The sequence below is a fragment of the Ruminococcus sp. RTP21204st1_B2_RTP21204_210225 genome, from assembly GCF_040914135.1.
Taxonomy (GTDB): Bacteria; Bacillota; Clostridia; order Oscillospirales; family Ruminococcaceae; genus Hominimerdicola; species Hominimerdicola aceti.
On record NZ_JBCPGA010000001.1, the window covers coordinates 24,499 to 42,906 of the forward strand.

Sequence of the window (18,408 nt, forward strand, 5' to 3'; positions counted from 1 at the left end):
AGCCTTGTCAATCGGCTTGGAAAATTTTTTGCCCTAAATACTTACCTTCTTCACAGCCGACCACTTGCCGTACACTTTGGTCTTGCCAATTGTCTTATAATCCCTTGCCTTGACGTAATATGTCTTTTTGCTTTTAAGACCTTTTATTGTGCCTTTGTTCTTTGAGTTTCCGCTGAGCCACAAGGACTTGCTGTTCTTAAAGCCGCTGTTGTCGGCATATGACACTTGATAGCCTGAATTTGAGCTGTGCTTTGCAAGAGTGACCGCTATCTTCTTTCCGCTCTTGTCGCCCTTGGCAGAAATGCTCTGTCCCTGTGGGTTTATCTTGAAAGTCTTTGTTATCTTACCTGTGTAGCTTCCCTTCCCTGTGACAGTCACCTTAGCAGTGCCTATGCCCTTGTTTGCGGAGTAGCTTACAGTATAGTCCCTGTCCTTTTTGAGGGTGACATTTCCGTCCTTTACAGTGACAGCAGGCTTCAGCGCCTTACCTGTCCACACCTGATTTGACACCTTGACAGACGCCTTCCCGACAGATCTTTTCGTTGCTGATCTTACCTTTATCTCAGCGGAATATCCACCGTATACCTTCTTACCTGACACCGTTTCATAACAGCGTACTTTGTAATAATAATCTGTGTTTGCCTTGAAAGATCCATCTGTAAACTTTCCTTTTGCAGTCGTCCCCACGGCAGAATATTTTCCCTTTGCGCCTGTTTTCCTGTATATCTCATAACCGCATTTGTTAGTTGATCTGCCGGAAAAGCTGATCTGTATATCCGTGTTATTAACAGAATTAACAGACAATCCTGATACTCTCGGCAGGCTGATAGAAGAATCAGCGCTCTTTGACACTGCCGCAGACTTTGAACCGTTCACAGCGTTGTCTTTCAGCGAAGCCTTGCTGTGAGAGCTTACGCTTATGCCGCTTTTTCCTGAGCCACTTATGCTGTTTGAATTTACACTCACAGAATTGCTGTAATTTGACACGCAAATGCCGTTCTGCTTGCTGTTTGATATCTTATTATTGCTTAGAGCCACACTGCCGCAGTGGTCTGTAACAAGCACGCCATGCTTGCCTGCGCCAGAAACAGTGTTTGAGGTCGCCTTGCCCGAAGCGTTCTTGCTGAACACGATACCATGCCCTACGGCATTTTTAACTTTGTTGCCTGAGCACTCGCCCTTTGAGCCGTTATAAATAAGAATGCCCGTGTCCCCCGCCTTTGAAATGCTGTTGGACTTTATCACAGCGGAAGAATTAGCAGCCACTGCTATGCCATGCTTTTTCGCTGAATTTACGCTGTTTGAGCTTGCAATATTGTTCTCAGAGCCGTTGTAGATATTTATTCCGTTCATTCCAACGTTCTCTATGGTATTGTTCTCAAGGGTATTCCCTGAGCTGTCAGTAAGGGAAGCACCGTTTCTGGCTGAGCCTGAAATATAGTTATCTGTTATCTTTATATTATCACACTCGTTGAGAGCAAGACCATTTTTATCCTTGTAATTAACACCATCCTGCTTTGTAACGAGAATATTTGATTCGATACTGCAATTCTCAGCGTCATTAAGTGCGATAGTGGTTCCGTTGCTCTCGATTCGATTTTCGATGATCTTTACTCCTGCCACTCTGAAATTATAGTCAGGGATAACACCATTGTCCTTGACCTCATACCCTGTCAGGCGTATGCCGCTTGTAATGCCATATTCGTCATCACCGCTTACAGAGATAGTGTTAGATGAAATAACAGAGTTTGCGTCGTCCTCAAAGCCGTCAACTGCTTCCTCCATAGACTTCACCACAGGGGGATTGAAATTGTTGTTAGGCAGGCTGGACATTGCCTTGAAGTCTATACCGCTTGCGCAGTTTGTGATAGTGTTATTTGTTATGGTACAATTCTTATAATTGTACATTATCATTGCCACATCGTCGAGGTTCTCAAAAACGTTGCCCTCAATAAGGATATCTGTATAATATATACCCAGAGTGGCGGAATGAGAACCAAGACCTCTGCAAATGCCTGAGAAAAGATTATTCTTTATGACCACATTTTCGCATGATGTATCGTCAAAAGGCGCATAGCCTGCAAAAACTCTGCTGTTGTTCATGCAATCAAGCTGAATGGCTTCTTTTTTCCTGTAGCCTGTATATCCTGTAAAAGTACAGCCCTCTATGGTGACGTCGGCCGCACCGCCTATCTCCATATGATGACCGTTCTCGTTATTTTTGACGTGCATATCTTTCAGAAGAATATTTCTGCAATGTGCAAATCTGATATTTGAAAAATCTGCGGTATTTGGCCACTGATCTGTGTTCCCGTTCCAAAGCCCGCCCTCGACGATAACATTTTTAACGCCGTCATAGCCGCCGACACCATTATTATCACACCTGAGCATAGGTCCATAGGAAATGCACCTTTTTATCTCAACGCCCTCTTCACAGTATATCCAAGTATCGCTGTATACCACAAGTGCAGAAGAAATAAGATACGTTCCCTTTGGTATCACGACCTTTGTGAAAATGCCATGTCCTGAATTTTCCTGTGCAGCGTCAAGTGCCTGCTGTATCTGCTTTCCGGTCATGGCGTTTCCTGTGTTGTCTGCACCGAAGTCATTAACCACGTTATAAGTGACGATTTCCATGCCGTCTGTATCAAAATACGCACCTGTCACAGCCGTATCTGCCGCTTCTGCCACCGATATTATAGCCGTAGAGAAGCCCTCGGGAATCACTGTGATAACGAGCAAGAGCGTTGTCAAAAGTGCCGCTATCCGTCTGAAAACGTTTTTTTCACTGATAATTCTGTAGTCTTTAATGTTCATTCTGCTGTGTTCTCCTTAAAGTTCGGCTATATTTTTCTTGCCGCTGACAATTATTCGTACAAATAGTATTATAAATCATTTATAAGTATCTGTCAACAAACGCTAAACTTTTCGTGAACACTGCACAAATTTGGCTGTGTATTTTTGGCACAAAAAAAAGCTCCCCTGACGCATAAACGTCAAGAGAGCCTTTAAAGCAAAATATTTTACTGCACTTCCACTTTTTCGCCCATGATAGACCTGATAGCGTGGACACGGCACACCTCTGCACACTTTCCGCAGTTTGTACACTTTTCATAGTCGATAACAGCGTGGTTGTTCTGCACTGTAACAGCACCTGACGGACAGTTTTTCTCGCACAGCTTACAGCCTATACAGCCATTAGGACAAACAGACCTTGTCACTCTGCCCACATCTCTTGATGAACAGCAGATATCCACAGCCTGAGAGATCCTTCTCACTGCGATAAGACCATTTGGACAGGCTTTTGCGCAAAGCCCACAGCCCATGCACTTTGCTTTGTCGATAACGGCAATGCCGTCAACGATAGATATTGCCCCCTGAGAGCAGACCTTGATACAATCGCCGTAGCCTAAACAGCCGCTTGTGCAAAGCTTGCTTCCGTCATAAAACCTGTTGCACGCCGCACAGCTCTGAATGCCGTCAAAATCGTATTTATGCGGTGTATGAGAGCAATCTCCCGAACAGCGCACGAAAGCCACCTGTGGCTCTGCTGCAGTCACTTCAACGCCCATTATCTCGGCTATCTTCTTTGCAGCAGCCTCGCCTCCAGGACGGCAAAGGTTACATTCCGCACCTTTGTTCACGATAGCGTCGGCATAGTCTGCACAGCCTGAAAAGCCACAAGCACCACAGTTTGCCTGCGGAAGAGCTTCTGCGATAGCGTCAACACGCTCATCCACCTCAACGGCAAAAACTTTTGAAGCCACCGTCAACAGAACGCCTGCCAATATGCCCAAAGCGGCAAATATAGCCAAAGGGATCAAATATTCCATATCATTCTCCTCTTTCAGAATTTCAGTTTTTGTTGTGTTTCATTATATTATTATCCATAAAATCAAGGGTCATCTTAATGCGGTTTTTGATATTAACGTCCGCTGTTCCCGAATCGTGATCGACCGCCGTTATGATGCTGTCTGGGTAGAGCTTTTTTATACGCTTTATTATGCCTCTTGCACAGGTGTGGCTCACAAGGCAGCCAAACGGCAACAGCATCACAACACCTTTGCAGCCGTTCTTCAACGCTGAACACATTTCTGCACCGATAAGCCAGCCGTCCCCCATTGTTTCGCCAAGGCAGCCAAAGTTTTCACCGTAGCTTTTCAAGGATCTATAGTCTTCCATAGGCTCGAAACCGTTTTGTACAAGTGCAGAATTCATTTTGCACCAAAGCGTTTTCATATAGGCAATAAGGACTTTTGCTCCCACACCTGCCAAGGTTTTTCTTCCGTAAATGTTATCATCATTTGTACAGGAATCGGCAAGGTACATTATGTATGGAACAAAGCCGCTCACATATATCTGACAACCGAGATCACGGAGGTATTTCTCCGTTTCGCCGTTGCCGAGAGCACAGAATTTTATGTAAAGCTCCCCTGTTACGGCGACCTTTTTGACCGATCTGCTTTTATCACAATTTATTGTAGCAAAGCTTTCGCATATCTTGCGGAATATGACGAACATTGAGATCGGATCGGCTGCTTTGCCATGTTCAAAGAGCCGTGACAGCCTGCTGTTCCATAGGCGGACTTTATCAAGCGTTTCACCCTTTTTTAGTTCATAGGGTGCAAGCTCATTATAAAGATACAAAAGCAAGTCACTGTAATAGATCGCTGCACAAGCCGTCAGCACCATTTTAGGCGTTATGGAAAATCCCCTGTGTTTCTCAACGCCGCTGACATTAAGTGACACCACAGGAACATTTTGCAGACCGGCTTTCAAAAGAGCTTTTCGCAGCAGCATAATGTAATTGCACGCTCTGCACCCTCCTCCTGTTTGAGGCAGCAGCAGGGCTGTTTTTGCGGTGTCATATTTGCCGCTTTTCAATGCACATATGAACTGTCCTATTATGAGGTTGCAGGGAAAGCAGACATCATTATTTGAATATTCCCAGCCTGCGTTTATCATTTGTGACCGACTGTATTCGTTCACCCCGATAACGTCGCACTTATATCCGCCGCTAAGAAATGCATATTTAAGCAGCGGAAAGTGGAAGTCAAGCATTGATGGTATCAATATAGTGTGGGTCTTTTTCATCGGCTTTGTAAATTCAACCTTTGATCGTTTCATATCGATAAATTATTATCAGATTATTCCCGAAAAGCCCATAAAGCTTAGCGAAACGATAGACGCCGCAATGAGCGTTGCAGGCACGCCCTTGAAAGTTTCAGGAAAATCGCAGTTTTCTATCCTTGCTCTTACTCCGCTGAAAAGCAAGAGGGCAAGAGTAAACGCAAGTCCTGTTCCAAGTGCGTTTGTAAGGGACTGAAGAAAATTATAGCCGTTGTCTATGTTTCCGATAGTAACACCGAGAACTGCACAGTTGGTTGTGATAAGAGGCAGATAAACGCCCAGTGCCTTATAGAGAGGCGGCATCATCTTTTTCATGACTATCTCAACAAGCTGAACGAACATTGCTATAACAAGTATGAATGCCACTGTTTTTAGATACTCTATACCAAAATGCTCAAGCAGTCTGTATACAGGATATGTTATAGCTGTTGCGCATATCATAACGAATATTACTGCTGCGCCCATTCCCACAGATGATTTCATCTGCTTTGATACGCCAAGGAAAGGACATATTCCCATGAACTGAGAAAGCACAACGTTATTTACGAACACACAGCCGATAAGTATAAGTATGTAGCTCATTTTTATGCCTCCTCACTCTCTGTTCTGCACTGACCCTTGCACAAAGCCGCATTTGGGCAGCCTGAGCAGGATATCTCCTTTGGCGGCTTCTTGTTCGCTACCTTGTTCACAAGTGCGATAAGACAGCCAAGCACGAAAAATCCGCCTGCCGGCATGATGAACACTGTCATAGGATCGTCGCACAGGAAAGGTATCTTGAAGCCGAACCATGAGCCTGTTCCAAGTATCTCTCTTATAGATCCCATTGTGAAAAGTGAAAGTGTAAATCCAAGACCCATTCCAAGTCCGTCAAGTATGGACGGGAATATCTTGTTCTTGCTGGCAAAAGCCTCCGCTCTGCCAAGTATAATACAGTTTACCGTGATAAGGGACAGGAATACGCCTAATGCACTGTAAAGCTCAGGTATATAGCCTTTCATAAGAAACTCGATAAGAGTAACGAAGCCTGCGATTATTACGATAAAACAAGGCAGTCTTACAGCCTTTGGGATAACGTTTTTCAAAAGGGATATAACAAAGTTTGAGCAGACAAGCACGAACGTTGTGGCAAGTCCCATGCCGATACCGTTTTTCGCCATTGTTGTGACTGCAAGCGTCGGACACATACCAAGAAGCGTAACAAGTGTCGGGTTTTGCTTTATGATACCCTTTGTAAATTCATACAGATTAGAATTTTTCTCAGCCATTGAGTATCTCCTCCTTATGCTCGTCAAAAAGCTTCACAGCCTTTTTGCACGCAGATTTCATTCCCTTTGAAGAATAGGTGGCAGCGGTAACATTGTCGATAGAATTTTCATCAGTGTCAACACCAAAGCCCTTTAGCTTTGAAAGAAAACTATCGTCCTGCACCTTTGTACCAAGACCCGGAGTTTCGCCTATAGAGAGAAATTCTATCCCCTCGACAGTTCCCTCGCTGTTTATACCGATAAGCAGATGAAGTCCACCCTTTGAATAGCCGTCCTCAGTTATCTCGATAACGCATCTGCCGTTATCTTTATCTGTGATAATGGAGTTCACGCCCTCTGTATCAAATGTGACAGGGGTCTTGCTGTCACCCTCGCCGTCAAGCATTATCTCATAATCGCCCTTGCCGAATATCTCCTCACAGCCCTTTTTCATATCGTCTGTAAGAACACCTGTATTGTCAACATATGTGGCATTATAGGCAAGCACCAAAAGTCCGCTGACAACTATACATATTATAGTCAGCACCAATGGAGGCATTATTTTATCTTTCATTCAGACTTCGCCTCCTTCTTCTTTGTTATAGCCCCTAAAGGCTTTGTTTTTGTTATCATGTCGATATATGGTGTAAGTATATTCATAAGCAGTATTGAGAATGAAACACCCTCAGGATAAGAGCCGAAGAAGCGTATCACACAAGTGATGATACCACAGCCGATACCGAATATCACCTTGCCTGTTTTTGTAACAGGAGTTGTAACATAGTCAGTTGCCATGAAGAATGCACCGAGCATTACGCCGCCTGCAAGTATCTGATAGATACCGTCCTCGCCGCAAAGATATGAGAACACGAAAACTGTGCCGATAAATGCAAGGGGTGTATGTACTGAGATTATCTTCATCATTATAAGGTATATGCCGCCAATGAGCAATGCCGCCGCAGACACCTCGCCAAGACAGCCGCCTACTTTTCCGAGGAAAAGATCTAGATAATCGGCAGGGGCGGAATGTGCCGCCGCAAGAGGGGTCGCACCTGTTACGATATTGTCAGGGTCATAGAAAGGCACTACCCAATGGGTCATGTTGCCTGTGAAAGCAAGCATAAGAACTATTCTTCCCACGATAGCAGGGTTGGCAAAATTCTGTCCCAGACCGCCGAAAAGCTGCTTTACTATAACGATAGCAACGAATGTGCCGATAGCAGCCTGCCAATAAGGCATTGTCACAGGGAGATTGAACGCCAAAAGCATACCGGTCACAAGTGCCGAAACGTCCTTTGTGGAATCAGGCCTTTTCATTATAAGATTGCAAAGCCTTTCCCATATGAGTGCCGTTATCATGCAGAAGCCTGTGAGCATAAGTGCACGTCCGCCGAAAACATAGGCAGACATTGCAAGTGCAGGGCAAAGCGCCACAAGCACATGGGTCATCACCTTAGAGGTAGAAATATTATCCCTTATCTGAGGCGAAGGGCTGACAAGCATTTTTTCCATTTTTCTTACCTCCTTATGTTCTTATGAAAGCTTTTGCAAGCTGATTTTTCTCTGCAAGATCTCTCTTTGCAGGACAGACGTATGAACACGAACCGCAGTTCATGCAAAGACCCACCTTTAGCTTCATAAGAGCTTCCTTATCACGCCTGTCATAAGCCTTTTCAAGCTCTGTAGGCATAAGATTCAGCGGACAAGCAGAGATACATCTTCCGCACTTTATGCAGTTTGTCTGTGTGCACCTGTCCTCGATACCCTTTTTCTTATCAGCCTTTTCACCAAATGCAAGAATGGCGTTTGTGGTCTTTGTCACAGGGGTGTCAAGCTCATAAAGGCACATTCCCATCATAGGACCGCCAAAAAGGGCTTTTCTAACCTTTTCTTTATCACAGTCACCGAATTTCAGTATATCCTCCGCAGAAGTTCCTATAGGTACTTTCACATTGCATGGAGTAGATACCACGTCACCGTCAACAGTTATACGCTTTGATATGAGTGGCATACCTGTTTTGGAATACTCACCGATAAAGCCTGCTGTGGTAACGTTCATTACGATAACACCCTGATCTGACGGAAGCTGACCCTCGCCAACTACACGTCCCGTGGCGTTGAATATTATCACCTTTTCTGCACCCTGAGGATAGCATGACTTCAGCACCTTTACTTCGATACTTTCATCATCAGCCGACTTTTCACGCATAAGCTTTATAGCCTGTGGCTTGTTGTCCTCGATACCGATAACGACCTTTTTAAGCCCCAGCATATCACGCACGAGCTTTATTCCGCACATAACATCGTCAGCGTTCTCCATCATCTCACGATAGTCGCTTGTTATGTAAGGCTCACACTCAGCGGCGTTTATAACAAGAGTATCAACCTTGTATTTGCTCTCGTCAAAGTTGAGCTTTATGTGCGTCGGGAAGCCTGCGCCGCCCATTCCGCAGCAGCCTGACTGCCTTACGGCTTCACAAAGGCTCGCCTTGTCTGTTATAACAGGCGGCTTTACGTCGGGTGATACCTCCTGCTCTCCGTCGGTGTCGATCTCCACCATTTTGCACACCTTTCCGCCTGCTGTGAGCAGTTCGGATATCGCCGCCACTGTGCCTGACACAGACGAGTGAACAGGGCATGACATAAAAGCGTTGCTTTCGCCTATGACCTGTCCCACAAGCACTCTGTCACCCTTGGCAACTGTCGGCTCGCAAGGTGCTCCCATGTGCTGTGACATGGATATCTTCACTCTTGCAGGCAGCGGCATGGCGATAGTTTCGCTGTTTTCCGTCCCCTTTTTGTGGGAAAGAAAAATGCTGTTGAGTTTCATAATTTTCCCCCTTATCATACTTTATGACTATTCAAACCTGAATTTATCATCACTTATACTTATCCTGCTCTTTATACTGTCAGAGCAATAAACTATGCCATTTTCATCAATGGCAATAACTTCTATATTTTCATCACTGAGCCACCTGTCAAGCTCAACGCTTCCGCCAATAAAAATGCAGGTAGACAGAAAATCGGTTTCAATGCCGCTCTGCCCTATCACAGTGACTGAAACAAGGTCTGTTTCGCATGGATAGCCTGTTGTCAGGTCAAAAATATGGCTCCACTTTTTGCCCTGCGCTTCAAAATAACGCTCATAACCTCCTGATGTGGAAACAAATCCGCCGCCGCTTGTGAAGCTAAGGCAGATGTTATCATCATCAAAAGGGTCTGTGACCGCAACCTTGAAATCTGTTTTATCCGGCTTCTGCCCATAAAGAAGCGTTGACGAGCCAAAGCTCACCACCGCACAATCGGCTTTTTCACTATCCAAAAGCTTTTTCACTTCGTCAAGGGCAAAGCCCTTTCCGTCACAGCCCACGTCTATCTGTGTGCCGTTTTCAAGGACACATTCGCTCCCCGAAAGCTTTATATTCTCATATCCCACAGTGGAAAGAGCAGTCTGTATCTCACTTTGCTCAGGCACTCTCGGCTCTTCACCGGTGACGTTCCAAAGTTCCGTCACTGCCCCTGCGGAAATATCCGCTCCGCCGTATTTTTTTGTAAGCTCTATGCTCTTTTCTATAAGCTGTGCAGTTTCCTCAGAAAGCTCAAGCCTGCCGCTCTCATTGAGCCGTGATATCTCCGAGCCTTCCTCATAAGGCGAATAAAGCTTTTCCAAAGCCTTTATCCGCTCTTTCACCTGCTCTGCTTCACCTCCGTAAACAGCGGCTGTGCATGGGCAATCCATGGCGAAAAATGTCGCTTCATCTGGCTTTTTATCTAAGTGCATCATCACCGCTCCGCACACCATAATAGCCGCCGCACACGCTACCGATACAAACAGCCGCCTTTCAGGCTTTTTCATTTTTATACCTCACTTGAAATTAGTTGAAAAGTGTGTTATAATATCCGAAGTATGATAACATCGGTATCAAAATTCTTATGTGCAAGCGAGCAAAATGTGTTCGCACTCTTTGATAAACGCCCTCAGTTCGGGATTTTTCCCCACTGAAACCTCGAGCCTGTTCACCTTTTTTCCTGCCATACCAAGGATCCTGTCAAGGTCTTCAGGCTGAGCGGAAAGATATTTTACACAGCGTTCCATAGTTTCCTCAGTGTCAAGCTCAAAAAGCTTGTGGGAGTTGTGAGGATTTTCAGAGTAAAGCTTTCTCAAAAGCATATAGGTGCATATTTTCACCGCCATGTCCGTCTGAGTTTCAAGACCCTTTATGCCGCTGTCTTTTATAAGCTCCCTCAGCAGCTCGCTTCCCTCGTCCGGACAGCCTAACGCAGAGTTTTTTTCTCTGACCTTGACTAAACCGAACACATCTTCATAGGAAGCACCGTAAAGCTTTATAAGAGCAATGATGATATTGACGTTCTGCTTTTTGCCGTGTTCAACGGCTGATATGCAAGACTGGCTGGTGCCGACTGCTCTAGCCGCACGGCTTTGTGTATAGCCGCTTTCTATCCTTGCGGCGGTAAGCTTCTCACCTATCCTGAGAGTCAGCTCATCTTTGCTGTCATTGCTCATGTAATATCTCCCATATATAAAATCATATTGGCTTTTCAACCATTATTCTATTATACTATAAATTTATGTATTTGTAAATATAAAATCTATAAAATGACGTATTTAAGTGAAAAAAATTTGTGCAGGTTTTAAAGCACTTATCATAAAAGAAAAAGAAAGCAGGTATTTTAAATATGAAAGGCTACAGAATAGCATTTATCCGTCACGGAATGACGCAGGCAAATCTTGACGGACGTTATATCGGTACTACCGACTTGCCGCTGTGCAGAGAGGGTGCTGACCAGCTTTATGAAAAGATAGAAAAGTATGATTACCCGTCTGTGCAAAAGGTCTACACCTCGCCTTTAAAAAGGTGCAAACAGACTATGTCTATACTCCAGCCGAACCGACTTGTGGCTGAGATGCCTGAGCTTCGTGAAATGGACTTCGGCAAGTTTGAGAACAAGACCGCTGATGAGCTTATGAATGACCCTGATTATGAGCAGTTCATAAAAGGAGGACTTGACAATCCTCCGCCGAACGGCGAATCAACAAGAGAGGTCATAAACCGCTGTTATGAAGCTCTGAACATCATCATTTCCGATATGATGTACGAGGGTCTTACAAATGTTGCGGTATGCACCCACGGAGGTCTTATAATGAATATGCTGGCAGGCTTCGGTGTGCCGAAAAGGAAGCCTATGGACTACGCCTGCGATTTCGGCGAGGGCTTTGAAGTCATGGTGACAGCTTCCATGTGGCAGCGTTCAAACGCTTTCGAGGTAATAGGAACATATCCGCCAAAATATGAGGAAATGCCTGATTACACTGTTGAGGATTATTATACCGACTAAGAGGATAAGTAAACAGTAAAAACAGAAACGAGGGGGGAAAAGGCTTGACAAACAAAGAGATAAAACTATCGGCAAGAAAAAATATAAGCCAGAACATGGGAAACTGCGTATCGCTCACGGCATTTTTGTTTGCGGTATTTGTATTTCTTGGTCTGTGCGAGCTTGCCCTTTTTATGCTTTTCAAACGCATCGGCTGGGAGTACTTTTTCTCGTGGCAGGGAATAAAAGATCATGTTTCCGTAAGGCTATTCTGGTTTCTTGACCTCATTGTCATTATACCTTTTGCAGCTTTTGAAATGTGGACTGTCCGCAGATTTTTTGTTGATATTGCAAGAGCAGACAGCTATGTGGGATCGAGGCAGTATATAAACTCACATTCTTATGTATATTATTCTCACACCATGTTTTCTTCCATTATAATTAATTCGCTGAAATTATTTTCCGCAGTACCTTTCGCTATCTCAACCTACAGCGTGTATTATTGGGGCTGGGTATGCAAGCTCAGCGAGCTTACCTCCGCAGGTCTTCTTTGTTTCATGTTCTCACTCGGTCTGTCTGTTGTGTTTTTCGGACTTATGGTGCATTACTGGATATCCCTTGCCCTTGCGCCATATATAATGACTCTAAACCCACGCACCAACATTTTTGACGCCTGCGATCTTTCTGTAAGGCTCATGGACGGTCAGCATGGCAGATATATCTCGTTCCTGCTGAGCTTTGTTATGTATATCCCCGCACTTCTGTTAGTATATCCTGTTTTTATCATCTATCCATATTTCAGACTAAGCTATATAGTGTTTTTGCAGGATATAATGGGAAGCTACTGGCAGGACAAAATGCCGTCAATGATAAAGCGCTGGAGGAAATACAGCAAATGACTGTGACAATAACAAAAGAAGAAAATGAAAAAGCCCTTGAATGTGTACTGCGTTCAAGGGGCTTTTCAAAAAGGCTCATAACAAGGCTCAAACGCACTGAAAACGGCATGACAAGAAAGGGCGTCCTTATCCGCACTGTTGACCTTGTATATGAAAATGACATCATCATGATAAACGAGGGTGACGGTGAAGCTCTTGACCCTAATCCTGACCTGAAAGCTGATATCCTCTATGAGGACAGCGAGGTGGTGGTGTTCTCAAAGCCGCCTTTTATGCCCTGCCACCCGTCAATAAAACATCGTGACGATACGCTGGGAAATCTTTTTGCCGCACTTTATCCAAGCCTCGCTTTTAGACCTGTCAACCGCCTTGACCGCAACACGAGCGGCTGTGTGCTTGTGGCGAAAAGTCAGCGAAGCGCCGCAATGCTCCAAAAAAGCTTTGAAAAGACCTATGTTGGAATAATAAAAGACCTGCCCCACTGCGGCGGGCGTATCTGTGCGCCTATCGCAAGGGAGCAGGAAACTATAATAAAACGCTGTGTGAGGGCTGACGGACAATATTCCGCAACGGATTATCTTGTACGCAAAAGGCTGGGAGATCTTTCTCTTGTGGACTTCTTTCTTGAAACCGGCAGAACGCACCAAATAAGAGTACACTCGGCTTTTATGGGCTATCCTCTCCTGGGTGATGACCTTTATGGCGAGGCAAGCCCTCTTATAAGCCGTCAGGCTCTCCACTGCGAGAAAATGACTTTTCAAAGCCCCGAAAACGGCAGGATAGTGACTGTTACCGCACCGCTTCCCGAGGATATGCTCTGTCTTATGACACCCGACAGGTGATATCCGTTTCAAGCTCCACCGAGCCTAGCACTTCATCAAGGCGGTCGGCATACTTCAGATAGCTTTGCGGATATTTGTGACGGAAAAGCCGCCACACATCAAAAATATCCGTCCTGTTCTCATACAGGGCTTTGTTCCACACCCCTGTGATGTTTTCTTCAAGGCGCTGTTTCACAAGTGCAGCCACCTGGTCTGAGCTTTTCTCGTCACGGATATCAAGAGAAGTGTGTGCAAGAACAGTGAGCTTCAATCTGCATACGAGCCTGCCGTTCTCGTTATCAAGCTTCAGGCTGTGGCTGTCAGAGGTTATCCTAACGTCCATGGGGCTTCCATTATATTCGATCATATCATAATACTGCTCTGCCTTTCCCGTGAGCCACAGACAGCCTGATGCGTCAGCGTGGGAAAGATAGCTCTCAAGCACCGTACCTTTTCGTATAAGGGCGGTCTTTTTTATTTCCAAAAGCGGCTCCTGCTGTTCCGCTGACTTTTCCTCATGGCTCTCCGCAAAATCCCCCAGCGGTTGTTTGATAGAGATAACCGGCATAGCGATATACTGCGGTGATCTTATGCAGGAAAGCAGATCGATAAGGCGGCACTCCACCGTTATGCCGTTTTTCACACCCATTTTTATGACCTGTGTGAAGTTTTCTGAGGACATCGTTCCCCTTGTTAGCTGAACGTTCATAAGCTCCTCTGCGGTATTTTCCGCCAAGCAAAGCTCCACTCCAAGAAAAACATTTTTGTCCTTTATAGCAAAAGAGAACAGCTCCTCCGGAGAGGAAAGATCTATATTTTTATTAAAGCATATTATTTGAAGATGGCCAAAAAAGATCTCCCTGCCTATCTGATACTGACAGCCCTCAATGGCGTCTCGGATACTCCTGCCTTTGCAATTGACAGTCTGTATATTGGACTGGCTCACATCAAGAGGAGTGTCAGAACCCATACTCTGGGTCTTAAAGACCTGCAATGACACATTGTATTCCCCGTTTTCATAGTCAACGCCCATGGCGTGGCAAAGAACACGCTCCTCAATATCCACCTGCCTGCCGAAAGAAGAAAACAACAGCGTCACTGCTGCGATAAAAAGCACAACAACTACCTGTATCTTACGCTTTTTCATCAGATCTCGCCCCCTTTTTCACAAATATCAGGCATAGAAGCGGTATTACGCCTCCGAGAAATATGAGTGGGATAGGGCTGAGCCCTGCGTATGCGATGCTCTCCCACTTGTGAGGCAAAAGCCAAAAGAGCGTTGCCACCGCAGGAATCGCCGCTGTTATTATCACGCCCGATCCAGAACCGAGCTTAGGAAAAACATATCTCAGGCATCTGCCTGAACAATGGAAATATACTCCCAGCTTATATACCGAAAGCATTACCCACACGCCCATAACAGCGGCGTCATAGCGTTCTATTATGGCAGTGCGTGAAAATGCCGCAAGTGCGAAGAATGGCAGTTTTGCAAGAAGAGTGTAATCTCCAAGTATCATTGTGATAAAGCCTAAGACTATTTCAACAAGGGCAAGCCTTGTGAGCAGAAAATACACAGACGTTTTTGCTGCATTGCCCTTTGTTGAGGGTAAAAGAAAAACTATCACTGCAAGATAAGAGCTTCTTGCAAGCTCGCTGACAGCAGAATGAAAAATGCCTTTTCCAACGTTTCTTTCCGCAAGGTGAAAATCAACGAATGTGAAATCTTCAAGAGAGCTTATAACAAGGATGGATGTCACAAAGAGAAAAAGTACAAAAAGCACTGTCCCCGTTTTTCCTATGACCCCAAGGCCTGACATTGCAACATATATCCCGCAGGCGGCAACGCTGAGAACTATCATGAGCCGTGGAATATAATCAGAAAAATAATAATCCATATAATAGGTGAAGGTGCCGATAACATAAAATGACACTGTAAGAAAATATGCAAGATACAATGTACAAACTCCCCTGCCTGCCCACTTTGAACGGCTCACCACAAGGGTGCATGGGTCATCATTAGGAAAGCGCTTGTGGAAAGCCGCCATACCGCATATCATAACTATCTGAAAAACTGTAGACAGCACTGTTCCAAGCATAAGCTCCAAAGCGTTTGCGGTGCTTTCAGGGAGAAATGTCATCATTGAAAAGGCTCTTGTACAGATAAGCATTGCAAAAAACTGCATTGGCGTAAGCTTTTTCATTGGCTTCCCCCCTTTTCGTCAAGCTTGTATTCTTTAATGGTGCTGTGAGTTTTCTCATATGACCGAAAGCTCCGCCTTGAAATAACGTCCTTTATACCCTTTGAGAAAAATGGCGTAACAGGCGCGGTGTAAGATACTGCAAGGTCGTCCATGGAGTTTATATTTATCATCAAAAGCACAGTGCAAAGTGCAATGCCATAAAGCCCCGAGCCGCCGCCCACCAGAATATACACCAGCCTTAATATAGCCGTCTGCTGATAAAGGCTCGGTATAACGAACGATGATGTTGTGGTTATCCCCACCACTATAAGCAGAGGTGCGGACACAAGTCCGCTTTTTACGGCAGCGTCGCCTATGATAAGACCGCCCACTATAGAAACAGTGCTTCCCACAGGCTTTGGAAGCCGCAAGCCTGCTTCTTTCATTATCTCAAATAGAAGCATTAGCACAAGCACCTCCACTGTCAACGGATAAGGCGTTGACTCCTCTGAAACTGCAAGATTCAGAAGAAGCTTCAATGTGAAGACCTCAGGGTGAAAACTCGCCAGTGCAACATACAGACCCGGAAAAGCCACCGCTAGAAAGAACGCAATATATTTCAGCCACCGCATAAAGGTGACGTAAAAAGGCTTTTCCGCAAAATCGTCCATGGTCTGGAAATTTTCCGCAAAAAGCGATGGGCAGATAAGCACAAATGGAGTGCCGTCCACAAAAACACATATCCTGCCCTGATTTAGCCTTGTGCATATCATATCAGGTCTTTCGGAATAAGCCATTTGTGAAAACACTGACGAACCGAAGCCTTCGTCGATAAAAGGTTCGATATATCCGCTTGTGAGAACAGTGTCGAGCTTTATGCCTTTGAGCTGTTTTCTCAGCCTGTCCACAGCGTCTGAGCTTGCCCGGTCGCTCATGTAGACCATGCACACGTCGGTGGAAGAACGCTTTCCTATCTGCATCATCTCAAACCGCAGCGATGGTGTTTTCATTCGTCGGCGCACAAGAGAAATATTAGTTCTTATTGTTTCCGTAAAAGAATCCTGTGCGCACATTATAGTCTGCTCGCTTGCAGGCTCAGAAACCGACCGCTTGTCGTAACCTTGGATACCGTAAACAACAGCCTTTGAAAGCCCCTCCACAAATATGACCGCAAAGCCCGAAAACAAAAACTGTATGACGTCACCATAATTAAAGACCGTTTTTCTCTCGGCGGCAAGCAGGCTTTCTTTTGTCAGGAAGTCGAATACCTGCTCTGAATTGCCCTTTGACTTTTGTGCAGAAAGCTCCATTATAGGTCTGAAAATAAGCTCTGACATTGCGCTCGTTGAGATCATTCCCTCTATGGATACCAACGCACAGCTTACGGAGCATATCTTCACATTCATTATGTTAAGATCCATTGAATTGCCTGTTATGGTGCGAAGGGAAGTCATGGCGGCGTCAATGGTCTTATCTATCTCAGCGTTTTTGTAGTTTCTGAAATCGGGTGTATTCATTTTGTTTCTCCTACATGAAATTTTGTTGTATTTATTATCTGCGGCTGTTATCAGAATATTCTGCATTAAAGCTGCAAAAAATAGCTTTGACCATATTGGAGGAAAACAAAATGCTGATAGTTTTTTTCAGAGCCGTTATACTTTATATACTCATTGTCATAAGCATACGCCTTATGGGCAAAAGGCAGATAGGCGAATTACAGCCCTCGGAGCTTGTTATAACGCTTCTGCTTTCAAACATCGCCACCCTGCCTATCGAGGATATGACTATACCGATGTCAATGGGCATAGTGCCTATATTCACGCTGGTGTGCCTTGACGTTATACTCTCTCACTGCTCGCTTAAATTCAGAGGGCTTAGAAAGCTCATATGCGGCTCTCCGAAAATAGTCGTGACCCGTGGGATCATAGATCAAAAACAGCTCAAAGACCTGCGTTTTTCTGCAGACGATCTTTTGGAGTCCCTAAGAAGCATGGGTATATTCGATATAAACGAGGTACAGCTTGCGGTGGTGGAAACAACAGGCAAGATATCGGTCTATCAGAAAGCACAGTTTCGACCTGTGAACAATGGCGGAATGGGCTTAAAAGAATCTCAGACCGACCCTCCACAGCTCGTTGTCGACAACGGAAGGATAATATATTCCGCCCTTGGTCTTATCGGCAAGGACGAAAAGTGGCTCATGAAAAAGCTAGGAGAAAAGGGTATGCCCCTGAAAGATGTTTACATCTGCACCGCTGACCCCTCAGGGCAGATAGTTGCCATAAGAAAAGACAAGGGCAAGAAAAAAGTATAAAGGAGCAATCACAATGAAAAGATTGACCGCCTGCATTATTATCCTCACTGTCATAGCCGCCATGTCAGTGTTCTCCGTATTTGCGGTAAAAAAAGAAAACGATAAGTTCATAAGCCTTGTGAACGCCGCTGAAAACAGCTACAGAAATGAGGACAGCGACACAGCCCAACGGCTCGAAGAACTCGAAAATGCCTGGAATAAATATTATGTAAGAATATCATATATAGCACAATCCTGCACACTTGATGATATCTCCTATGCAGTGGCAAAGCTCCCCGCCCTATTGGAAAAGAGCTCTGAGGAATTTTTGTCAGAGTGCGAGAGCATACGCTCATGGACAGAGAAGATATACCACACTCAGTATCCTCATTTATATTCGGTTTTTTAATGTAGAAAAATTGTGTCTAAAACGTTATCAAAGTGTATGATTTTTTCTTGCGTTATTGTACAAATCTACAAAAATCATACAGAACAAGGCGG

The 18,408-nt window shown here is 44.9% G+C and carries 18 protein-coding genes; 5 read left to right on the forward strand and 13 right to left on the reverse strand.

What is annotated here, in order from left to right; genetic code table 11:
* Positions 1-33: 33 nt before the first annotated feature.
* The 10 genes from AB5123_RS00115 to AB5123_RS00160 form a co-directional block, all read right to left on the reverse strand.
* On the reverse strand, positions 34-2,817 hold the full coding sequence (locus AB5123_RS00115; protein WP_337812328.1) for a right-handed parallel beta-helix repeat-containing protein: 2,784 nt from the start codon (positions 2,815-2,817) through the stop codon (positions 34-36).
* A gap of 206 nt (positions 2,818-3,023) precedes the next feature.
* Positions 3,024-3,833 (reverse strand): RnfABCDGE type electron transport complex subunit B, encoded by an 810-nt coding sequence (locus AB5123_RS00120; RefSeq protein WP_117957683.1) that lies wholly within the window; start codon positions 3,831-3,833, stop codon positions 3,024-3,026.
* 22 nt (positions 3,834-3,855) lie between these two features.
* Complete coding sequence (locus AB5123_RS00125) at positions 3,856-5,127, reverse strand: 2-hydroxyglutaryl-CoA dehydratase (protein ID WP_368364431.1); 1,272 nt, start codon at positions 5,125-5,127, stop codon at positions 3,856-3,858.
* 15 nt (positions 5,128-5,142) lie between these two features.
* Entirely contained in the window at positions 5,143-5,712 is a 570-nt protein-coding gene (locus tag AB5123_RS00130) for an electron transport complex protein RnfA (protein WP_022288499.1), read from the reverse strand.
* A 2-nt stretch (positions 5,713-5,714) separates the two neighbouring features.
* Positions 5,715-6,398 carry an electron transport complex subunit RsxE gene (gene rsxE / locus AB5123_RS00135; protein ID WP_368364432.1) on the reverse strand — a complete coding sequence of 228 codons (684 nt, stop codon included), beginning with the start codon at positions 6,396-6,398 and terminating at the stop codon, positions 5,715-5,717.
* A complete protein-coding gene (locus AB5123_RS00140) occupies positions 6,391-6,951 on the reverse strand; it encodes an FMN-binding protein (protein WP_022288501.1) in 561 nt (186 codons plus the stop codon). Before AB5123_RS00140 ends, rsxE begins: the two co-directional genes overlap by 8 nt.
* Positions 6,948-7,889, reverse strand: a complete 942-nt coding sequence (locus AB5123_RS00145) for an RnfABCDGE type electron transport complex subunit D (protein ID WP_038670794.1) — start codon at positions 7,887-7,889, stop codon at positions 6,948-6,950. The genes AB5123_RS00140 and AB5123_RS00145 overlap by 4 nt, the downstream gene beginning before the upstream one ends.
* 13 nt (positions 7,890-7,902) lie before the next feature.
* A complete protein-coding gene (rsxC, locus tag AB5123_RS00150; protein ID WP_038670792.1) occupies positions 7,903-9,207 on the reverse strand; it encodes an electron transport complex subunit RsxC in 1,305 nt (434 codons plus the stop codon).
* A gap of 27 nt (positions 9,208-9,234) precedes the next feature.
* Positions 9,235-10,233, reverse strand: a complete 999-nt coding sequence (locus tag AB5123_RS00155) for an FAD:protein FMN transferase (RefSeq protein WP_368364433.1) — start codon at positions 10,231-10,233, stop codon at positions 9,235-9,237.
* Positions 10,234-10,308: 75 nt separating this feature from the next.
* Positions 10,309-10,902 carry a helix-turn-helix transcriptional regulator gene (locus AB5123_RS00160; RefSeq protein WP_117927711.1) on the reverse strand — a complete coding sequence of 198 codons (594 nt, stop codon included), beginning with the start codon at positions 10,900-10,902 and terminating at the stop codon, positions 10,309-10,311.
* A gap of 173 nt (positions 10,903-11,075) precedes the next feature.
* Here AB5123_RS00160 and AB5123_RS00165 point away from each other — a divergent pair, with 173 nt between their 5' ends.
* The 3 genes from AB5123_RS00165 to AB5123_RS00175 are packed head-to-tail and all read left to right on the forward strand — an operon-like array spanning position 11,076 to position 13,455.
* The gene (locus AB5123_RS00165; RefSeq protein ID WP_337812332.1) at positions 11,076-11,735 is read left to right on the forward strand and encodes a histidine phosphatase family protein; all 660 of its coding nucleotides are present in this window, start codon (positions 11,076-11,078) and stop codon (positions 11,733-11,735) included.
* A gap of 44 nt (positions 11,736-11,779) precedes the next feature.
* Positions 11,780-12,613 carry a hypothetical protein gene (locus tag AB5123_RS00170; RefSeq protein WP_117905619.1) on the forward strand — a complete coding sequence of 278 codons (834 nt, stop codon included), beginning with the start codon at positions 11,780-11,782 and terminating at the stop codon, positions 12,611-12,613.
* Positions 12,610-13,455, forward strand: coding sequence for an RluA family pseudouridine synthase (locus AB5123_RS00175; RefSeq protein WP_022288509.1), 846 nt, complete (start codon positions 12,610-12,612; stop codon positions 13,453-13,455). The genes AB5123_RS00170 and AB5123_RS00175 overlap by 4 nt, the downstream gene beginning before the upstream one ends.
* Here the strand turns inward: AB5123_RS00175 and AB5123_RS00180 are convergent.
* Genes AB5123_RS00180 through AB5123_RS00190 form a run of 3 tightly spaced genes read right to left on the reverse strand, consistent with a single transcriptional unit; the run spans position 13,436 to position 17,131 of the window.
* Positions 13,436-14,581 (reverse strand): Ger(x)C family spore germination C-terminal domain-containing protein, encoded by a 1,146-nt coding sequence (locus AB5123_RS00180; RefSeq protein WP_278634327.1) that lies wholly within the window; start codon positions 14,579-14,581, stop codon positions 13,436-13,438. The genes AB5123_RS00175 and AB5123_RS00180 overlap by 20 nt on opposite strands.
* Positions 14,568-15,635, reverse strand: a complete 1,068-nt coding sequence (locus AB5123_RS00185; RefSeq protein WP_337812333.1) for a GerAB/ArcD/ProY family transporter — start codon at positions 15,633-15,635, stop codon at positions 14,568-14,570. Before AB5123_RS00185 ends, AB5123_RS00180 begins: the two co-directional genes overlap by 14 nt.
* Positions 15,632-17,131 carry a spore germination protein gene (locus AB5123_RS00190; protein WP_038670772.1) on the reverse strand — a complete coding sequence of 500 codons (1,500 nt, stop codon included), beginning with the start codon at positions 17,129-17,131 and terminating at the stop codon, positions 15,632-15,634. The genes AB5123_RS00185 and AB5123_RS00190 overlap by 4 nt, the downstream gene beginning before the upstream one ends.
* Positions 17,132-17,241: 110 nt before the next feature.
* On the opposite strand from AB5123_RS00190, the gene AB5123_RS00195 reads away from it, so the two are divergent.
* Positions 17,242-17,928 carry a DUF421 domain-containing protein gene (locus AB5123_RS00195; protein ID WP_287214364.1) on the forward strand — a complete coding sequence of 229 codons (687 nt, stop codon included), beginning with the start codon at positions 17,242-17,244 and terminating at the stop codon, positions 17,926-17,928.
* Positions 17,929-17,941: 13 nt separating this feature from the next.
* On the forward strand, positions 17,942-18,316 hold the full coding sequence (locus AB5123_RS00200) for a DUF4363 family protein (RefSeq protein ID WP_118162147.1): 375 nt from the start codon (positions 17,942-17,944) through the stop codon (positions 18,314-18,316).
* Positions 18,317-18,408: the final 92 nt, after the last annotated feature.

Coding starts and splice junctions, on each gene's coding strand:
- AB5123_RS00115 (WP_337812328.1), bottom strand. CDS start 2,817: ATGAACATTAAAGACTACAGAATTATCAGTGAAAAAAACGTTTTCAGA.
- AB5123_RS00120 (WP_117957683.1), bottom strand. CDS start 3,833: ATGGAATATTTGATCCCTTTGGCTATATTTGCCGCTTTGGGCATATTG.
- AB5123_RS00125 (WP_368364431.1), bottom strand. CDS start 5,127: ATGAAACGATCAAAGGTTGAATTTACAAAGCCGATGAAAAAGACCCAC.
- AB5123_RS00130 (WP_022288499.1), bottom strand. CDS start 5,712: ATGAGCTACATACTTATACTTATCGGCTGTGTGTTCGTAAATAACGTT.
- rsxE (WP_368364432.1), bottom strand. CDS start 6,398: ATGGCTGAGAAAAATTCTAATCTGTATGAATTTACAAAGGGTATCATA.
- AB5123_RS00140 (WP_022288501.1), bottom strand. CDS start 6,951: ATGAAAGATAAAATAATGCCTCCATTGGTGCTGACTATAATATGTATA.
- AB5123_RS00145 (WP_038670794.1), bottom strand. CDS start 7,889: ATGGAAAAAATGCTTGTCAGCCCTTCGCCTCAGATAAGGGATAATATT.
- rsxC (WP_038670792.1), bottom strand. CDS start 9,207: ATGAAACTCAACAGCATTTTTCTTTCCCACAAAAAGGGGACGGAAAAC.
- AB5123_RS00155 (WP_368364433.1), bottom strand. CDS start 10,233: ATGAAAAAGCCTGAAAGGCGGCTGTTTGTATCGGTAGCGTGTGCGGCG.
- AB5123_RS00160 (WP_117927711.1), bottom strand. CDS start 10,902: ATGAGCAATGACAGCAAAGATGAGCTGACTCTCAGGATAGGTGAGAAG.
- AB5123_RS00165 (WP_337812332.1), top strand. CDS start 11,076: ATGAAAGGCTACAGAATAGCATTTATCCGTCACGGAATGACGCAGGCA.
- AB5123_RS00175 (WP_022288509.1), top strand. CDS start 12,610: ATGACTGTGACAATAACAAAAGAAGAAAATGAAAAAGCCCTTGAATGT.
- AB5123_RS00180 (WP_278634327.1), bottom strand. CDS start 14,581: ATGAAAAAGCGTAAGATACAGGTAGTTGTTGTGCTTTTTATCGCAGCA.
- AB5123_RS00185 (WP_337812333.1), bottom strand. CDS start 15,635: ATGAAAAAGCTTACGCCAATGCAGTTTTTTGCAATGCTTATCTGTACA.
- AB5123_RS00190 (WP_038670772.1), bottom strand. CDS start 17,131: ATGAATACACCCGATTTCAGAAACTACAAAAACGCTGAGATAGATAAG.
- AB5123_RS00195 (WP_287214364.1), top strand. CDS start 17,242: ATGCTGATAGTTTTTTTCAGAGCCGTTATACTTTATATACTCATTGTC.
- AB5123_RS00200 (WP_118162147.1), top strand. CDS start 17,942: ATGAAAAGATTGACCGCCTGCATTATTATCCTCACTGTCATAGCCGCC.